The organism is Nocardioides agariphilus (assembly GCF_015352445.1).
Lineage (GTDB): Bacteria > Actinomycetota > Actinomycetes > Propionibacteriales > Nocardioidaceae > Nocardioides > Nocardioides agariphilus.
Window position 1 is genome coordinate 111455 of record NZ_JADKPO010000002.1, and the last position, 17883, is coordinate 129337.

Annotated in this window: 15 protein-coding genes; 14 read left to right on the forward strand and 1 reads right to left on the reverse strand. The window is 66.4% G+C overall.

Features of this window, described 5'->3' with window-relative positions; genetic code table 11:
* Positions 1–61: 61 nt before the first annotated feature.
* From ISU10_RS02395 to ISU10_RS23440, 6 genes are all read left to right on the forward strand, one after another.
* Positions 62–2266, forward strand: coding sequence for a DEAD/DEAH box helicase (locus ISU10_RS02395; protein ID WP_194694770.1), 2205 nt, complete (start codon positions 62–64; stop codon positions 2264–2266).
* A 611-nt stretch (positions 2267–2877) separates the two neighbouring features.
* Positions 2878–3720, forward strand: a complete 843-nt coding sequence (locus tag ISU10_RS02400; protein ID WP_194694771.1) for an endonuclease/exonuclease/phosphatase family protein — start codon at positions 2878–2880, stop codon at positions 3718–3720.
* A 131-nt stretch (positions 3721–3851) separates the two neighbouring features.
* Positions 3852–4796: a hypothetical protein gene (locus ISU10_RS02405; protein ID WP_194694772.1), complete on the forward strand. Its 945-nt coding sequence runs from the start codon at positions 3852–3854 to the stop codon at positions 4794–4796.
* Positions 4797–5101: 305 nt separating this feature from the next.
* On the forward strand, positions 5102–5845 hold the full coding sequence (locus tag ISU10_RS02410; RefSeq protein ID WP_194694773.1) for a hypothetical protein: 744 nt from the start codon (positions 5102–5104) through the stop codon (positions 5843–5845).
* Positions 5842–6762 carry an NYN domain-containing protein gene (locus ISU10_RS02415; protein ID WP_194694774.1) on the forward strand — a complete coding sequence of 307 codons (921 nt, stop codon included), beginning with the start codon at positions 5842–5844 and terminating at the stop codon, positions 6760–6762. Before ISU10_RS02410 ends, ISU10_RS02415 begins: the two co-directional genes overlap by 4 nt.
* 316 nt (positions 6763–7078) lie before the next feature.
* Complete coding sequence (locus tag ISU10_RS23440; RefSeq protein WP_267239099.1) at positions 7079–7213, forward strand: hypothetical protein; 135 nt, start codon at positions 7079–7081, stop codon at positions 7211–7213.
* A gap of 129 nt (positions 7214–7342) precedes the next feature.
* Here ISU10_RS23440 and ISU10_RS02420 read toward each other — a convergent pair whose 3' ends face one another.
* The gene (locus ISU10_RS02420; protein WP_194694775.1) at positions 7343–8095 is read right to left on the reverse strand and encodes an NrtR DNA-binding winged helix domain-containing protein; all 753 of its coding nucleotides are present in this window, start codon (positions 8093–8095) and stop codon (positions 7343–7345) included.
* 75 nt (positions 8096–8170) lie between these two features.
* Between ISU10_RS02420 and ISU10_RS02425 the strand changes: the two genes are divergently transcribed.
* The 8 genes from ISU10_RS02425 (at position 8171) to ISU10_RS02460 (ending at position 17635) form a co-directional block, all read left to right on the forward strand.
* Complete coding sequence (locus tag ISU10_RS02425; RefSeq protein ID WP_194694776.1) at positions 8171–8722, forward strand: hypothetical protein; 552 nt, start codon at positions 8171–8173, stop codon at positions 8720–8722.
* A gap of 11 nt (positions 8723–8733) precedes the next feature.
* Positions 8734–9582, forward strand: a complete 849-nt coding sequence (locus ISU10_RS02430; RefSeq protein ID WP_194694777.1) for an ARPP-1 family domain-containing protein — start codon at positions 8734–8736, stop codon at positions 9580–9582.
* A 1-nt stretch (position 9583) separates the two neighbouring features.
* The gene (locus ISU10_RS02435; RefSeq protein ID WP_194694778.1) at positions 9584–11050 is read left to right on the forward strand and encodes an ADP-ribosylglycohydrolase family protein; all 1467 of its coding nucleotides are present in this window, start codon (positions 9584–9586) and stop codon (positions 11048–11050) included.
* 479 nt (positions 11051–11529) lie between these two features.
* The gene (locus ISU10_RS02440) at positions 11530–12654 is read left to right on the forward strand and encodes an SIR2 family protein (RefSeq protein ID WP_194694779.1); all 1125 of its coding nucleotides are present in this window, start codon (positions 11530–11532) and stop codon (positions 12652–12654) included.
* Positions 12655–12667: 13 nt separating this feature from the next.
* Positions 12668–14341 carry a TM0106 family RecB-like putative nuclease gene (locus ISU10_RS02445; RefSeq protein ID WP_194694780.1) on the forward strand — a complete coding sequence of 558 codons (1674 nt, stop codon included), beginning with the start codon at positions 12668–12670 and terminating at the stop codon, positions 14339–14341.
* A 198-nt stretch (positions 14342–14539) separates the two neighbouring features.
* Positions 14540–15706, forward strand: coding sequence for a PGN_0703 family putative restriction endonuclease (locus tag ISU10_RS02450; protein ID WP_370864598.1), 1167 nt, complete (start codon positions 14540–14542; stop codon positions 15704–15706).
* 476 nt (positions 15707–16182) lie between these two features.
* The gene (locus tag ISU10_RS02455) at positions 16183–16404 is read left to right on the forward strand and encodes a hypothetical protein (protein WP_194694782.1); all 222 of its coding nucleotides are present in this window, start codon (positions 16183–16185) and stop codon (positions 16402–16404) included.
* Between the two features lie 439 nt (positions 16405–16843).
* Positions 16844–17635 carry a hypothetical protein gene (locus tag ISU10_RS02460; RefSeq protein WP_194694783.1) on the forward strand — a complete coding sequence of 264 codons (792 nt, stop codon included), beginning with the start codon at positions 16844–16846 and terminating at the stop codon, positions 17633–17635.
* Positions 17636–17883 lie beyond the last annotated feature (248 nt).

Genomic DNA, 17883 nt, shown 5'->3' on the forward strand with positions numbered 1-17883 from the left:
GCCGCGGCTGTTGTCATGGGCAGGTCGCTCAAAGTCTGGTTGGACGGGCGAAACCGAACTAGTGGACGCCAGAGATAACATCGCGCACGCCATCGGGCAGGTACTCAGCGAACAGCCTGGCCTGACTGCCCGCGAAATCGCATCGCAACTACGGCATCGGCTTGGGCTCGCGGTACTTACTCGGCGCGACGTCAATCGGGTCCTCTACAAAGAGTCTCGCTTCTCCAGCGACATGGGGTACGTGCCTCGTTGGGCGCTCGCGGGCGTCGCCATCGGACGCGTGGACCGCGCCGCCACGACGCGCCGTGTGCGGGCTCAACTCGACGAGCTCGACCGAACAGCGACGCGATCGACGCAGCGAACCGGGACATCCTCGCCACGCCAGGGCGAGCGCACCTCGCTAGAGGTGAGGTGGTCCGAACCCTGGCTACTGGGGCTGCGGCCGTGGCAGGAGCGGGCCCTGCGTGCCTGGTTCGAAGCCCGTGGCCGAGGGATCGTCGAAGCGGTAACCGGAACCGGCAAGACCCACCTCGGCCTCGAACTGGCGCTTCGGATGGCTGCCCAAGGTGGGTCGACCACAATTCTGGTGCCGACGGTCGTCCTCCAGGATCAGTGGGCACGAAACCTCGCCGAGCATGCACCCCAGCTGACCACGGCCCGCATCGGTGGCGGCTCGCAAGGGTCGTGGCAACAAGCGGACGTCACTATCGCTGTGGCCGCTTCAGCTGCCAGGAGAGACATTGTGCCGCGCGGGCGTCCCTCTCTCGTCGTGGCGGACGAGGCGCATCGTTACGCGAGCAAAGCGTGGGCTCTCTCGCTACGTGACTCCTACCATTATCGGCTCGGGTTGACCGCCACTCTCGAGCGCGACGCAGACTCAGGCGTGGCCGACGTTCTTCTGCCCTACTTCCACAGCAAGGTGTTTCACTACGACTACCTGCAGGCCGTGCCCGAGGGTGTGGTCGCTCCGTTCACACTGGCGATGCTCCCCGTGGATCTCACATCCGAGGAACATCAGGAGTACGAGCGGCACTCGACCACGCTTGGTAGGGCGGTGGCGGTGCTTCGGGCCGCCGGGGTGATCCGGGACGACGAAGATCATGCGATGGTCCGGATCACGCGCGCTGCTGCGGGTCCGGCTGGCTACGTGCGTGACGCGGCACGCGACTACCAGCAGGCGGCACGACAGCGGCGACTCGTCCTGGCCCGCTGCCGAGCCAAGATCACCGCTCTCGGGAGGTTGGCCGGCATCGTCGCGGAGTCGCGGGGGACCGTCGTCTTCGCGCAGGCCATCGAAACCGCCGAGTTAGCCGCGCAAACCTTGCGGCAGGCGGGCGCCCCGGCCTCGGCAATCCACTCCGGCATGGATATGGACGAGCGCCGCGCAAACCTCGACGCCCTGCGTGACCAGTCCATTGCTGCCCTCTGCGCACCCAAGATCCTCGACGAGGGGGTGGACATCCCCAACATCGACCTCGGTGTCGTGCTGGCCGCGAGCAGCACGCGCCGGCAGATGATCCAACGAATGGGCCGAGTCATTCGACTCAAGCCGGACGGATCGCATGCGCGCTTTGTGGTCGTCTACGCCAGCCACACGGTGGAAGACCCCGGCAAGGGCGCCCATATGTCCTTCCTCGACGTGCGATCGGTCGCGGTCCGCGAGACCACCTGTCGCCGCGGTTGGACCGCGGCCGACGTCGTCGAGGCCCTTGCGCTGCCACCAGGTTTCGGAGCGCCTGTCACCCCAGCCCGCTCGAGTTCACCGACCACGACCGCCGCGGCGTCCGCTCGCTCGAGTCGGCCAGAGCGAGCGACCGTGATTGGTGAGCTTCAGCCGCAGCCGAACATACCGAACACGCTGCACAAGACCATCGGCTGGGCGCGGGGTATCGCACTGGAGGCCTTGGCCGACGCGTATCTAGCATCCGAGGACCTCAGTGCCACCACTCAGGTGACAGCAAGGTTGCGAGAAGCCCTCGAGAACGCAGCACACCTGCGCTGGTGCGACCACACGGTCCGCGATTGTGTGGTGAACGGTGCCCTTGTGATCGATGAGCAGGCCGGCCGCTCGTTGAAGGCGTTGGGTGTTGCCCGCGCCAAACGCGCAACGCTGGTCATCCGAGTCGACGCCAGCGACTATCGCCCCGCCGCCGTGGCCCTTTCGGGCCAAGCGGCCGCGGGGATCACTACGCTGTGGATCAGGTGGGCGGGTCGCCCGTCGGTCCCGCCACCCGGAGTGACCGTCATCGACCTGACCAGCAACTAGCTACTGCGTGCGGCTCGAGTGGAAGTACGCAGAGTCGTATCGCCGCGCGCGCCCGAGTCGAAGGGAGGAGGCGGTCGGCCTGACACGTGCGGCACTGTTTAGGTGTCGCCGATCATGTCCGGGGCCGGTCGTGTTCCCGCGTCCTTCGCCTGAGCCTGACAACCCAGGCACAATCTGTACATGGCTCGCACGACCCGTTTGCACCCTTGGCGGTTCTACGAGCGCGAGAGCCGTTCCAACAGGAAGCGTTGGATGCGTCGAGAACGGGTCAAGGTTCGGACCCTCCTCAGTCGCGGGCTGTACGACGAGGCGAGCCGGGGACCTCGTCGGACCTCCGGGTGGCTGACCTGGTGATTCGAGCCGCCTTAGGGAGCTGTGCGAGGGGAGACGGGACGTGTTCACTGGCAGTGACGAGCGGTCACGCCATTGAAACCGATCGCACCGATCGATTGACCGCATGCCGCCCGGAACCGCACCGTCGACTGCTTCCGCCCCGCCGAGGCGACGGCGACCGTCACTAGCCAGGTGCTCGGTCCTGACTGGCGGGCGTCGGAGTGACGGCTGCTGGTGCCGAGGCGATGGCTGTCCCCGAGCGATGCCACCCTGCTGGAGTGACCGACTGGTGTGTGACCATCAATCTCGGCGGACCTCGTCAGAGCGCCGTGGCGCAAGAAGGCATGCTGGCTTGGACGCAGGAGATAATGGCCGGACAGTGCCCTCCCCTGATGATTTTCGCTCAGGAGACCTTCCCAGAGTGGCTCCGCGTCGTCCGTGCGGCCGGCTACGAGGTGATCGAAGGCGTCGACCGCCAATGGAAGGTCCGGTCGGGGCTTGTGGTCGATAAGGCACTGTCTGTTCGAGGCCTCACCGAAGCAGACCTACCCCACCTCTTCTACCACGGGAACTATGTGTCGGCCGGGCTGTGGAAGCGACCAGACGGCTCTGAGGCTGTACTAGCAAGCGTCCATGCCAGTCCGTCGTACGCGGAGCCGGAAAGGTACGGCTGGCCCTCCGACGCTGGGCACCCGAAGTCGCGACACGGAGGCAGCGACCCGCGTTGGCCGAACCATCGTCTGTGGGACTCTGACTACCTGTTGATGACCTTGCGCCATTTGGGTGACACCTTCGACTTGCCGCTACTTGCGGCCGGTGACTTCAACGAGTCTCTGCTTGACGATCCCGAAGGCGGCACTTGGGGAAGTGAATTCTTCTCCAACGCCGACTCGCTGGGAGTGAGCTCGTGGCTCCACGAAGAGTGGCGCGACGACTACAGACACGAGCGACCTACCCGCACCGGGCTCCAGCTGGACCACATCCTGGTCGCCCGCGGCGGAGAGAAGCTCCTACGGAGCGACCCGGCGCCCGAGACCGACGTGCGCTGGGCCGATCCGCGTCGCGCACGCCGACTGTCCGACCATGCAGCCATTTGGTTCGCTCTGGCGGAGCAGCCTTGAGACCTCGATTTCGCCAGCGCTGAGTAGTTGCAGTCAGGCGGCGATGCGAGGCGGCCTGCTGCAGCGCTTACCTGTCATCGAAGGGTGGTGGTGTCGGTGGATGCCTCTACCGTCGTGCGGGGAGGTCACCGATGATCGACGAGGTGTGGCTGGCCGATGCGCTGGCCGGCGTGGCGCCGGGACCGACCGAGTCCCCCGGGGTGGATCGCCTCATGAACATTCTGCGGTCGTGCGCGGACGCATTCGCCGCTCGCCGTTCCGATGTCGTATCCCCCAAGTTGTTCGAACCAGCACGCGGCTTGCGCCACGACGAAGCGTCAAGCTTCTTGGCCGCAGTCGATAGCGGCTTTGCGCAGATAGACCCCGCAGGGTTTGTGACGCTTCCTACGGTTCGAGTGAAGCGTCCGACTGGTCGATACGCGTTGCTGGCCAAGAGCGGCTCTGGCGTCTCGGTCAACCATGAGTACTTGGTGCAGGTGGGCGCCGCCTACGAGTTGGTGCGCGACCTGGCATGGTCAGGTGGGGAGCTCGACTTCGAACGCGGAGAGTTCGATGCTCTGGGACACGGCAACTCCGGTAGGCCAGTTCTGGTCATGGAGGCCAAGGCTCGAGCAACAGGCAGGGACAGTCTCGAAACATTGGTTCGGGCATGGCTGATGTTTGCGCGCGACCAGACAGCGAGTACGGAAAGCAATCCTGGCCGCAAGTGGACAGAGTTGCAGCGACTTTGCTCAGGGGGCCCTGTGCGCGTGTGGCTAGTGGCCGATGCCGCACGCTGGGCATTGACCGCTCGACTTGTGGGCTCGATGGTCGAGCTGGCGCCGGCGATCGAACCGCACCGAGCCAACGTCCAAGCGAACGAGGAGGCATCAATGATCGAGGCCATCGCATATGACCCGGACTTTCACCGCCCCGGTACACGCGCTGCGGGGGGCGCCTGCTCCTGGCACGGAGTGACTTGCCAGGGCACTCCAGTGGTCTCCTTCCAGGATCAGAGCGGTGATCGCCAGTCAGGCTGCGAGCGATCGGTTCGCGAACTGGTCGAGCGCGGCGAGATGGCGGCGCCCCAACGCTGACCTGCTGATGCCCTCACGCCTAGTGACAGAGTTTATGGAAGCGCGCTCCGAGTGCACGACGACTCGGCCTGGCAGCCGCACAGTCCATCGAAGAAGAGCTCGATCGCTTCACGGACGTTGAGGGTCGTCGTCGGCCTAGCCCTGCGCTTCTTGGGTGTGGTCGAAAGGCGGCGGCATGACGATCGGTCGAGGTTCAGGTTTCGCCCACAGCGCGCGCGGGTGGATTAGGCTGCTGCCTCCGCACCTGCGTGGTTCGATGCAGCGCTGAAGTTCGAGAACGGCATAGCCCGTATGAGGAGCACTGGATGACAGACGCCGCTACGGGTGCCGGCAGGCGATTGATCTCCTTCTACCAAGTGCCGCCAAAGAAGTCGCTCAACTCGCTTGGGGTCGAGCTTCTGCCGATCGACCAGGCTGACGGCTTCGCCCTGCCTGGCCCTGCTGTTGTCGGAATCGTCTATGTCCGGCATCCGATCGATGCGCATGAATTGATCCCCTTTGCGGACTACGACGAAAAGCTCGCACAGGACCGCTACAACGAGGCGCTGCGCGTGTTCACCAAGCTGGGCGCCGCCCGGATTGTCGCCACTTCCCGCCGCCAAACGACGAAGCAGGTAGCTGGTCGCCTCGGAATCAAGCGACTCGGGGCGGACCTCGGTGCGGGCAAGGACGCAACCTGGAGCTTAACCTTCGACCAGGAAGGGAAGGGTGGCGTCCCCTTAGACCCTCGCCCCCTTCGGTTCCGGGATGAACCCATGCTGGACGCGGTCTGCGACGGTGTGCTGCACCTTGGGGTAAAGAAGGGTCGCATCCAGATCACTCGGTCTTCGACGCTCGGCGTCGACGGTGAACTAGGGCTCCGGCTGAGGAAGGCGGGCTTCAAGCTCGGCGTGAGCGGCACGAAGGCCACCGTTACCGAGTTCGTCATCGAAGCCGCCTTTACTGCCGATGCAGCCAAAGAGCTCGACGCCGTCGTCGCCAAGACCGAGCCCACTCCGATTCCCGCCAGACGGTCACTCCTGCGGCGCAACCTGGCGCGAGGCGGATGACGTCGGGTCCTTTACATGCGGCGGTGCATAAGCAGGGGTGCGCCCCCTCAAGCGGCGAATTGGTTACGAGTCATGAGGAAGCAAGTTTTTGGTTGGGGGAGCGAGTGAGTTCCAATAATTCTGAGCCACGTGCTGCACGGGTGGCGCTGCTCATTGACTGTGACAACGTGTCTTGGCAACGAGCTGCCGCTGTTACCGCTGAGGCCGCAACGCACGGCGTGTTGGGCGTGAAACGGGGGTATGGAGACTGGGGAAGTCAGTATCTGAAGGGTTGGCGAGCCGTACTGACCAGCTTGGCCATCCAGCCGATGCAGCAGATCGCGTACGTTTCTGGCAAGGGAGCCACCGACATCGCTCTCGTCATTGATGCCATGGACCTCTTGCATTCGGGCCAGGTCGACACCTTTTGCCTCGTCGCGAACGACAGTGACTACACACGGTTGGCCATGCGCCTTCGTGAAGCCGGCAAGCGGGTCGTTGGCATCGGATCTAAGACCGCTTCGGCAGCGTTCAGCAACGCGTGTGATCGCTTCACCTTTCTCGACGTACTCGAAGGATCCCAGGACGACGATCCTGAGCACGAGTCTGGAGACACTGCTCCTCACCCCGACAGCACTGCTGCGCGACCGGATACGACGATGGAGGCTCCGGAAACGGCGGCCGGCGACCTACCCCCTCTAGGCGACATGTTGCGGCCAGCGATTTCCGCGCGGCTCGAGGACGACGGATGGGCGAAGTTGTCGAATGTGGGCTTCCAACTCGTCGCCAACCACCCAAGTTTCGACTCAAGAAACTATGGCTATCCCCGCCTGGGCCTGCTGGTGCGTGATCAGCCCTATATCGAGGTCAGGGAGGTGCAGACGGAAGGCGCAAACAAGGTCTTGTATGTCCGGCTGCCTCAGATCAGTCCGCCGTAGCCACCCGGGCAGCTTGGCCATACCCCGCGGACTGGCGCGCGCCTAGCCCGATTGGCCGGGTCCTCGACGCTGAAACGCAGACTAGAGATCTGCGCCGTCCTGCGGATGGGTACGTGGGCGGATTTGTCACGGAGTGGAACTTGGAGCAGCCCTCAAGTCGGCCAGTTCCGACTTCGCCGACGACTTCTCCACTTTTGAGTGCCCGCGCTGCTCTCTGCATGATCGAGGGGACCAGGCCGGTCTCGCCGTCCTTCTTCGTGAGCACGCGCGCAAGGCGGCGCAGGGCAAGTCGGCTCCGACTGCGACGAGGCAGACCTTGGTCGAGATCTTCGCGGGCCGCATGCCCACGTCCTACGTCAACGCCGAGGCGGCTGACCGCGCGTCCGAGGCCGACCGGCTCCACCACGAGCCCTCCGAGCCTGCACGCAGACGCAAGTCCCAAATTCAATGAGTCCGCGCCAGGCCCCTCGGGCTTGAGGTCGGGCGCAACCAGGCCCGACACCTTGACGCTCGTCGGGAGCCTTCGCCGACCTGAAGCCCACGCGCGTAAAGGACACGGGCGAGATCGACCTCGCGACGTCTACCGCGCTCTGGTCGTCGCACGAGGGAGCGGGAAAGGTCCTGATTCGGGGTCGCGGTCTTTGCGGCTGACCGGCTGGAACATCTGGGCCGGGCGGCCGCCCGTGCCCGACAGCGAGACTTCCCCGCGGCTGTCGGTGGCGGGCTTGAGGTAGGGCAGCATCCGGCGGTTGAAGGTGTCGCGTTTGAGAGGCTCGGCCAGGACGGCTTCATGGACATGGCGCAGCTGGCTGAGGGTGTACGGCGGACGGGCCAGCCGCAGTGGGTCGGGGGAGCGTTCGTAGCGGCGGCGGGTGCGGCGAACGGCGGTGGTCACCATCTCGTCGTGGTCGTAAGCCAGCGACTCACGGGTGACCCGGCGGCCGCGCGTGGCATCGCCACGGACGGGCATGATCTCGACGGTCTCAGGCGAGAGTCTGTCTGCCTCGTCGGGTCGAAAGGTAGTGAGGTGGCTGACGGAGACGACCCAGCCGCGCTCGTCCCGCTCGGGGGCGTCATACACGCCGAGCATCTCGAGGTAGAACGTGCGGCTCGGTTCGAAGTCGAGCTTCTCGATGAGCAGCTCGCGCACAGTCTGGCCGACCGTGTGCCGTTCGCGGACGAACCGCCCAGGAAGCACGGGGGTGCCGTCCGCGCGTCGCTGGACGACGACCCCCAGTGACAGACGCTCGTCGGCAGGGCGAAGGAAGCCGACCGTAAGGATCACCAAGTCCACCGCGAGATGGGGGCGTGGGTAGGCCGCAAGATCGCTCACCTGACCAACTTATCGCAGATTCGCTCAAGGGTCTGTTAGTCTTATCGCAGATACTCACAAAGCCCGGGAGACCTCATGACCATCCAGCCGTCAGATGCGCAGCCGCCGCTCGTCCGCACCGCGACAGGCCAGCGGCTCCACATCCCCGGCTGCCCGCACGTCGGCTCGGCATTGCAGCCGGCAACCGCCATGGGCCACCACGCGCTGGCGGTCTGCACCCGGTGCCGGGCTGAGCTTGCCGGTCAGGGACGCACCTACTACGCCACGCTGGAGGACGCGCTGCGGGCGCTCGGCTGCAACGAGGGCACCCACCGGCTGATCCGCGATGCGCTGCGCGTCGTGCCGTTCGACCAGGTCTGGCTGCCACACAGTGAGTCGTACGTCGCCCTCGGGCTCGACGGTCCGGGCATCGCCTGGGTGGGCAAGGGCTACGCGTTCGTCAAGGCCACCGGAGCCTTCGTCGAGCTGCCCGGCTACCGCGCCTCGCGCGGCGGAAGGGCACCGCTCTACGTCCGCTGGGGCGCCACCTGCGACCGGCACTTCGTCGCCCGGCCGATCACCGGCGCATGCGACCTGTGCGACGAGGGACCTGTCCGCAGCACCACACTTCACGCATATTCACGATAAGGAGGGAGCTCATGCTCCACGTAGGCCAAGGCACCACCGTCGGCAGCCTCACTCTGTTCCCCGTCTGGCAGGACCGCACGTCGACCGGCGCGCGCCGCTACGACACCAGTTCGGAGTCGCTGCACATCGGCGAGGCCGACGGCGGCCCGTCGGTGCCGCAGCTCGTCGCCACCAACACCGGAGCCATGCCGGTGCTCGTGCTCGACGGCCAGCTCTTCGAGGCCGGGTGGCAGCACCGGATGGCCACCCGCTCGACGTTGGTGCAGACCGGAGCACGAGCGCTGCTCGACGTCGCCTGTGTCGAGCAGCACCGCTGGGGCGGCAACCGGGCGCAGGTGACCCGGGGGCGTAGGGCGACAACGTTCGTGCGGACCGGGTTCGACGAGGTCGGGCAGCAGTCAGAAGTCTGGGCCCGCGTGCAGCGCTACGGCGGCGACTCGGCGACCGGCTCGCTCGCCGACCGGCTCGCGGCCCCCGACGAGCAGGCTAGCTGGATGCTCAAGCGGGTGCGCCCGCTGCCCGGCCAGACCGGCGTCCTCGTCGGGATTGGCGGTCAGCCGCTCGCCCTCGAGGCTTTCGACCACCCGCAGACCCTGCGCGAGCAGTTCGAGGCCATCGTCCGCGCCGCATGCCTCGACGCGTTGGGCCGCCCTGCGCTCCCTACCCCCGGGCGCCGCGCCCGCCGGCTGGTGGAGCGCCTCGAGAAGACCAAGCTCGACTACCAGCCTGACCTCGGTCAGACCTCTCAGCTGGGGCGGGCGCGAACGACCGACCTCGACGTGATGTCGCTGCGGCAGTCCTACCGAAGGCTGCACCTGCGCGCGACGTACCGCCGCCACCCGATCTTGACGGGGGCCTGACATGGTGCGCAGGAGGTCGGGACTCAGCACCGCCCAGACCGACCGCGCCGCCGGTGTCCTGCTCGCGAGTGCGGCTGGGGACGCGCTCGGTGTGCCCTACGAGTTCGCCCAACCCCCTGGTGTGGGCGAGCTCGCCGAGATGAAGGGTGGCGGACTCGGCAGCTTCGCGCCCGGTGAGTGGAGCGACGACACCTCTATGGCGATCGCCATCGCCGAGGTCGCCGCGACCGGCGCCGACCTGAGGACCGACGATGCGCTCGACGCGATCGCGGCCAGCTTCTTGCGCTGGTACGGCGACGGGCCAGCTGACATCGGAATCCAGACCAGCGCGGTCCTCGGCGCCACCCGGCGGCGCCTCGACCGGGAGGGCGGTCGACCCGCGGCCGTGATGCTGCAAGAGTCGACGGTGTACGCCGCTACCCATGCACACGCGGCCGGCAACGGCGCGCTGATGCGCACCGCCCCGGTCGCTCTGGCTCACCTCGACCACAGGGCGAAGCTTGCACAGGCCGCCCGGCTCGTGGCCCGGCTGACCCACGCCGACCCCCTCGCCGGCGACGCTTGCGTGCTGTGGTGTGAAGCCATCCGGATCGCCGTCCTCGATGGCCGCATCGACGTCCGGGCGGGTATGGACCTGCTGCCCGCCGACCGCCGAGACCGTTGGGCATCCTGGCTCGACGAGGCCGAGACCGGCCCTGCGGTCCGGTTCACGCCCAACGGGTACACGATCACCGCACTCCAGGCCGCACTCGCGGCGATCACCGCCACACCGGACGTCGACTGCCACCACCTCCAGGACGCCTTGCACGCGGCCGTCCGGATCGGCGATGACACCGACACCGTCGCCGCCATCGCCGGTGGGTTACTCGGAGCCCGGTGGGGTGCGAGCGCGGTGCCGTGGCGCTGGCGACGGGCCGTGCACGGCTGGCCCGGCCGGGACGGGCGAGACCTCGTCTCGCTCGCCACCCTGACGGTCCGCGACGGCAGGCCCGACCGCAAGGGCTGGCCGGTCGTCGACGATGTCCCGTATGACGAGCGCGCTGCCCGCCTCGCTGTCCCCCACCCCTACGACCCGGGCGTCCTGCTCGGCACCCACCGCTCGCGCGGGCACGGCGCCGACGCGATCGTCTCGCTGTGCCGCGTCGGCAGGCGGCAGGCCTGCTTCGACGGCGCCACCGAAGTGGTCGAGTCCCGTCTGCAGGACTCCGAGGACCCGGCCGACAACGCCGATCTCACCTTCATCCTTCGCGATGCCGCAGACGCCGTCCGCGGACTGCGCGCCGAGGGTAAGACCGTCCTGCTGCACTGCGTCGCTGCCCATCAGCGCACCCCGAGCGTGGCCATCGCCTACGCTGTCGTGCTCGGCTACGACCTCGACCGGGCGCGGCGCGACGTCGCCGCAGTGCTTAAGAGCGCCCGCGGATGGGGCACGGTCTGGGATGCGGCGGACCTGCGCCTGGCCCCGTGACGCCCGTGTGCACGCGAAACCCCTCGCGGGGCGCAGCACATACTGGCGTGCTGCGGCGCGTTCGGGGGCAGGATGACCCCATGCCTGGTCACGTCTTCGTCGTGCATGGCCGTATCGAGAAGGTTGTCCACGACGTGGCGATCGTGCCGACAGCCAGCAACTTCCACATCCGGGGCTACTGGAGGCCCGTCCTTGGGGAGGACACCGACCGGTGGCGTCCCCAGGGTTGGCCGGGCAGGGGGTACGCCAAGGCACGAGGCCGCGACGACGTCTGGTTCGTCAACGTCGGCGCTCGCTACTCCGCAGGCGCCGAGGTCATCATGGACCGTGCGGTCGCCGCTCTGCGAGACATTGCAGCCACAGCGCCCGAACCCTCCCGAAACCGAACCAAACCTCTCGTGGCTGTGCCAGTCCTTGGGATCGCAGGAGGAGGGCTGGACCACCAGCGAGGGGCGGTGGTGAGGAGACTGCTCTCATCCATGACTGATGCGGCCGCTGAGCTTGATCTTGATGTGGCCGTGGTGACCCCGGATGGCTCGGTCTACGGTGCGGCCCAGCATCTGCGTCGTCAAACCGCCGAGTGGCCACTTCCGGCTCGACAGCTGCAGAACGCAAGCCGTATCGGACAGGCGGCGCGGGAGGGTCAGCTCGCTCTCTTCATGGGTGCCGGCGTGAGCATTCCTGCGGGCCTGCCGACCTGGGCTGGCCTTCTTGGGGAGCTAGCTTCTGAACGTGGCGTCGACATCGGCGGGGGCTTCGAACGCCTCAATGCCTTGGACCAGGCTCAGTTCCTGCACCACCGGGTCGAGCATCTCGGGGACCGGGTCGCTCGGATCGTCAGCAAGGCGACCGTGCCTGCCCTCGGGCACGCGTTGCTGGCATCGCTGGGCTGTGCGGAGGCAGTGACGACCAACTACGACCGCCTTTATGAGAGCGCCGTGCGCATGCAGCGAGGGAGAGACAACGTCGCCACCGTCCTCCCGTGGGACCACCCGCGCGCCGGGAAGCCGTGGGTGCTCAAGTTGCACGGCGATGTGCAGGTGCCGGACAGCATCGTCCTCACCCGTCGTCAGTTCGTGAGCTTTGATGCCGAGACCCGACCCGCGGGTGCGTTGCTGCAGTCCCTCTTGATGACCCGACATGTCCTGTTTGTTGGTGCCTCGTTGGCCGACGACAACGTGGTGCGATTGGCCTACGAGGTGGACCGGTTCCGGCGTGCGCACGGACTCAAGGGCGGGGTTGGCACGTTGTTGGACGTCGACGACGACCGGGTACGGCGTGAGCTCTGGCGGGGGCAGCTGAGCTGGTTGAGCATGTCCGGTAGAACCATCGAGGAGCGGTCACGCACGCTCGAGATCTTCCTGGACGCCGTGGCGGCTCATGCCTCGAACGACGCATCCTGGCTCCTGGACGAGCGATTCCGCGGACTGCTTCGCCTCGACGAGGATCTGGTGCACGCGGCTCGTGACCTCTACCGCCGGGTAGCCGTGGCTGGTCCAGAGTGGCAGGGCCTCGCCGACGCATTGCTGGCTTTCGGGGCTGCATCCGGCGAGTACGACGAGCGGCTGGAGACTCGACGCTGGAACGCTGAGCTGCCCATCTGATGGTGAGGCTGACATGAGCGAACCCACGGTCCTTTTCACTGGCTACGACGCCAAGCGTTGCGCTCGGCGCATCCACAACGAGTGGGATCCCGGCATCGCAAAGACGGGGTGGGAGGTCCCCGGCGAGCTGCGGATGCGAATGGATGCCGGCATCGCGTTCGAAGCAACAGTCTTCGGTGAGCTGCGGGCTGCGCTGAGTCCAGAGCGTCTGGCCGACCTTTCTCACATCCGCGACAAAGCCGCCGCCATCGAGGCGACCCTCGGTGCGATAGAGGCGGGCGTCGAGGTGATCCTGGGCGGATGCCTGCCCGACGATGTTGCCGGCGGGCGAAGCGGGCGGCCCGATGTCCTCCTTCGCCTCGGTGATCGCGGCGACGGTCGACCGGCGTACGTCCCCGGCGACGTCAAGGGACACAAGTCGACCGCCGTCCGGGCGCGAGGCACCCTGCTCTACTCGCGGCTCGACGATCCAACAGAACAGACCACGTATCCCGGCCGTGCCGCGGAAGTGACGGCTCGGTTCGGTGACTACCTCCAGCTCGCGCACTACTGGCGCATGCTGGAGTCCATCGGGCGCTCGCCAACCAGCAGCGTCCCGCTCGGGTTCATCATCGGCACCGACCATCTCCCCGACCTTTCCGCAAGCGGTCACGTGCTCACGTGGCTCCAGCTGGATGCACCCCTCTTTGTGACCTACTCGCGCTCGAAGAGAACTGCCAAGCGGACGGCGCTCGAGCGCTACGACCACGAGCACGGCTTCAGGTTGAAGGTCGCCGCGGCTGCAGCCGGGGCTGAGGAAGCACTGGTGCAGCCGATCTTCACTGACGAGTGCGACGCATGCCCTTGGTACGACCACTGCCGCACGGTCTCTGGGCCAGACGTCGCGAGCGCCGAGATCCGCTCCGGGCGGCTCTCGGTACGCGAATGGCACGCTCTGAGCCAGGTTGGTGTGACTACCGTCGAGGACCTCGCGAACCTCAGTATCGACGACGACACGTTCCAAGACCGCTACCTGCCTGAAGTCACCAACATCAAGGATCCCGTTCGCCGCTTGGCCGACGCCGTACGCCGGGCACGGATGACTGTCGCGGGCGTGACGCTCGAGCGCGAGACCATGGGTCAGATCATCGTGCCGCGCGCCGACGTCGAGATCGACCTCGACATCGAGTGGGACACCGAGGACCACGTGTACCTATGGGGGGCCATGGTCTCCCGAGCCGGGCAGGCGTCGACCTACCATCCGGTGGTTGCCTGGGACGAGCTAGACGACAGTTCGGCGGTCGGGCTCGCACAGCAGTTCGCCGACTGGCTGCGCGCCGAGATCGCGGCTGCTGACCAGTCCGGCCAGTCGCTTCTCGTCTACCACTACTCCCATCCCGAGCCGGCATACCTTAAGCGCCTGCTCGGGGAGGAGGACGTCGCGGACCTGACGAGCCGCTTCGTCGATCTCCTGCCGATCGTCCGTGAGCACTACTTCGGGCTGCACGGCCTGGGTATCAAGCAGGTGGCGCCGGCGTTCGGTTTCGGTTGGCGCGACGAAGACCCCGGAGGCCTGCAGTCGCAGTTGTGGCTCATCGAGGCTAGACAGACGGCGGCCGCCGAGACGAGGGACGCCGGGCGAGCCCGCATCCTGACCTACAACGAGGACGACGTCCGAGCTACTTCCGCAATCCGCAACGGCCTCTGACTGAATCCTCCGAGGAACCTGAAAGAACCTAGACGGTCTGGTGGCCGTGAGGGATGCAGTCCGTTAGTGACCGGTCGGCCCCGTAGTTCAGAGGTCATGCGGCCTCCAGCTTACCCGGGTTAGTCCCCGGCGGAGCAGCGTCGGTGAGTTCCCTGGAGAGGGGCCGCAATGTCGGAGGATGCAGCTACCGTCAAATCTATGACGTACTCGCAGGCCCAGAAGGCCCAAGCGGTGCGGTGGAAACACAGCACCGGCACACTTCCCGCGGAAGCGACGCTCCCGGCGCCCTATGTGACCAAGAACGGGTCATCCACTGGGCCGGAGCACGACTTCTGCCTGCCCCCTGCGTACGCAACCTGGTCATTGCTTCCCGAAGTCCGAGAACTGGCACTGGAGCTCTTCGTCGAGCTCGGAGTCCCCTGGCACGCCGGGGTCGCCGGTGGCCCGAGCAACCACCTGCTTTCCTCCCAGGTGCAGTGCGTGAACGCCCTGGGCCAGATGGTCCTCGACGCCGACCGCCTCCACCAGGCATTCGGAGACCTCGTAGGTATCGAAGAGGTCCTTCCAATCGAGCCCGGACGCTACCTCACCTTTGAGTACATCGGGCCGAACGATTTCTTCAACGAGGCCCCGCGAGGTGAGCGCATCCGCGGCGCGCACTGCACGAGCGTGGACGCCGCGTTCAAGCACCGCGCTGCCGATGGCGCCACCGAACTGGTGCTGCTCGAATGGAAGTACACAGAGTCCTACCGCCGCCGCGCGCCCGCCCCGGAGAGTGACGCGGTCCGCCAAAGTAGGTACGGCCCTGCCGTGGCCGACCCCGCCGGTCCGATCCGAGGAGAGGTCCTGCCCTTCGACCTGTTGTTGGACGAGCCGATCTACCAGCTCGTGCGTCAACAACTTCTCGCACACGCGCTGGAACAGACCGGCGCCGAGGGAGCCGACCGCGTTCGCGTCCTACACGTCCTCCCAGCCGAGAACGACGCGTACCAGAGCTCGTTGCACCGAGTCGAACACCGGGCTCTTGGCAGCACCGTCGAGCAGGTGTGGCAGCAGCTGCTGCGTCGCCCCGAGAGGTTCATGACCGTGGACAGCTCGCTGTTCCTCGATCCCACCATCACCTCACGCGAGTACGTCCTGCGCTACGCCGACGATCTCATCTACGACCAGAGATCACTGTTGGAGGCCTTCGGCATCTCCGACGCACTCGGACTCGAAGGCGCGCTCGACTTCCACGGGACCGTCGTCCTGTACGACGAACTCGTTGACCTCCAAATCGGCACCGAGGGAACGGGCCTGGAGTATCCCTTCCGGCCCGTGGAGCTCCAAGATCTGGCCAACGAGCTAGCCGAAGGCGACGGATGAAGATCGCCGTCGTGCACGGCACCGGCGCGAGCCGGCCCTCCACCGTGGTGACCGCAGGCAATATCTCACTGCGTGACGGCTCTAGTGGATGAAGTTGGCCGCTTGACCCTGCCAGAGCCTCTCGACGGGCGCTCGAACTATCCCGGCCACGCCGGGGGCCTGGTCTGCATCCATCCGCTGCTGCGGCATAACCTCATGCGCAGCTGATTTGGCTCGTGTCGGTTGAGCGTAGGGTCCCGGGATATGAGCGATGAAGGGAAAGGGCCGTGGGAACTCTTCTTGGCATCTGGAACCCATCCAAGTGGCAATGGGACGATCTGAGCCTGGAGATACGAGAAACGTCAGCGGGAAGGCAAGTCCATGGCCGTTGGTCGGTCAGCAACCGACGCCACGGAGTTTCCATCGGCGATCGATTCTTTCTCATTAGAGTGGGCGAGGAACCTCGGGGGATCATCGCTAGCGGCACGGTCTCACGCTTGCCGTTCGAGGACGATCACTGGGACGAGACGCCCGGCAAGACAACCAACTACGTCGAGGTCGAGTTCGATCGAGTAGTAGATCCGCAGGATGTTCTTCCCGTCGATCTGCTCGAGTCCCAGCTGCCCAGCACACATTGGCGCCCGCAGGGCGGCGGAACCTCAGTAGACCCAGGAGACGAGCTGGACCTTGAACGGCTCTGGGCCAGCCACACCCCTTAGGTATGGCGTGCCATGAGCGACGTTTCCGCCGCCAGACCCCGAGCCTGAGGTCGCCGTACTTGATGGATCAACGCCTTGGGTGGCTCGTCGGTGCGCGCTCCGATGCGGCGACGTCACCTTGCAGCCGCCAGCGCGTCCGCCCCAGCGCGCGACGACCGGGTGCCACGGGACGACCGGGTGCCACGGGGACGACCGGGTGCCACGGGACGAGCACAAGGCCAGGCTGGCCCTGGGCGACCCGAACCTTGATTCGGCCGCTGCCACTCCGCTCGCGGGTCAACCTCGCACAGCGGGAGGGCTGCTCCGGACGCCATGCGTGATACGAGCGGGACCGCCTCGCAAGGGCCCCGGGCGGCCCTTCCACCGCCCCCGCTCGCGGCCGGCCTGCCATCATGCACCGTGTGACAGGCGCAAGTGTGACCCCGAGCAGGCGGCGATAGTGGCCACCCTCGACAAGCGTCGGATCCCCAAGCCCACCGCCCTGGAGGCCTTTGAGATCAACATGGCGGACGCTCGACATCTCGTCCGGATGGCGCAGGCTCTGACGAACACGCGAGTGCACCGCATGCGCAAGGAACTACGCAAGCGTGTGGGTGAGGCATTGAAGGTGCCTGCGAAGGACTGGGAATCTCTGGACTGCCTCCAAAGCGCCAACCTCTTCGTCACGTTTCTCCCAGGATCCGATGTGAAGCGATCGGACTTTGACGACCCTCGACCGCTTCTCCGGCAGGCATTGGTCGCAGCCTGCGCAGCCGGCGAGACGTACCTGGCTGACCGGGCCATGGAGCTCGTGGGCCCACTGCTCAACGCGGGCAAGGCCACCGCACGGCTGAGAGGCATCCCGATGAACCTGGGCGTTTGGCTCGAGATCGATGCCAAGTATGAACGGAAGAAGTGGGGCCTGCGAGGACAGGTCATCGAGCCTTTCGTCAGGGAGCAGGCGAGCACGGCCCCCACGAAAGTGGGGCATCTCCTCAGCATGCTCGGCGTCGATTCCTGGTCGTCGAAGATTGACCATGAGTGCGGCTTCGCCAAGGGTGGCACCGTCGAGTTCTTGGACCGTCTGACCACGCGGCGCAACAAGATTGCGCACGAGGGTGACAGGTCCGGGCGAGGACGAGCCCTCCTGACGGCAGATGAGGTCACGGCCGATCTAGCTGAACTGGAACTAGTGATTCACGCCATTCACACCGTGACCGGCGGGAAGCCCTCCGGTGCAGGCTCGACGTAAACAGCCTCGTTTCGTGCGGGCGTCAAGTGTGGGAAATCGACCCAACTGGCGGCTCGATCTGGCTACTCTGCGTATCGCGGTCGGGACCTGAGTCTGGAGCAACACAGTAGCGACTTCAGTTCCGCGTCTTTGACAGCGGCGCGGGGCGACTGACCGGTTGCGATTCAGGCAGGAGTCCGGGCGAGCTGCTCGCCGCAAACAGCCTCATGTGGTGGACAAGTGGCAGGGCAGGGGTTAGGAACTCGTGG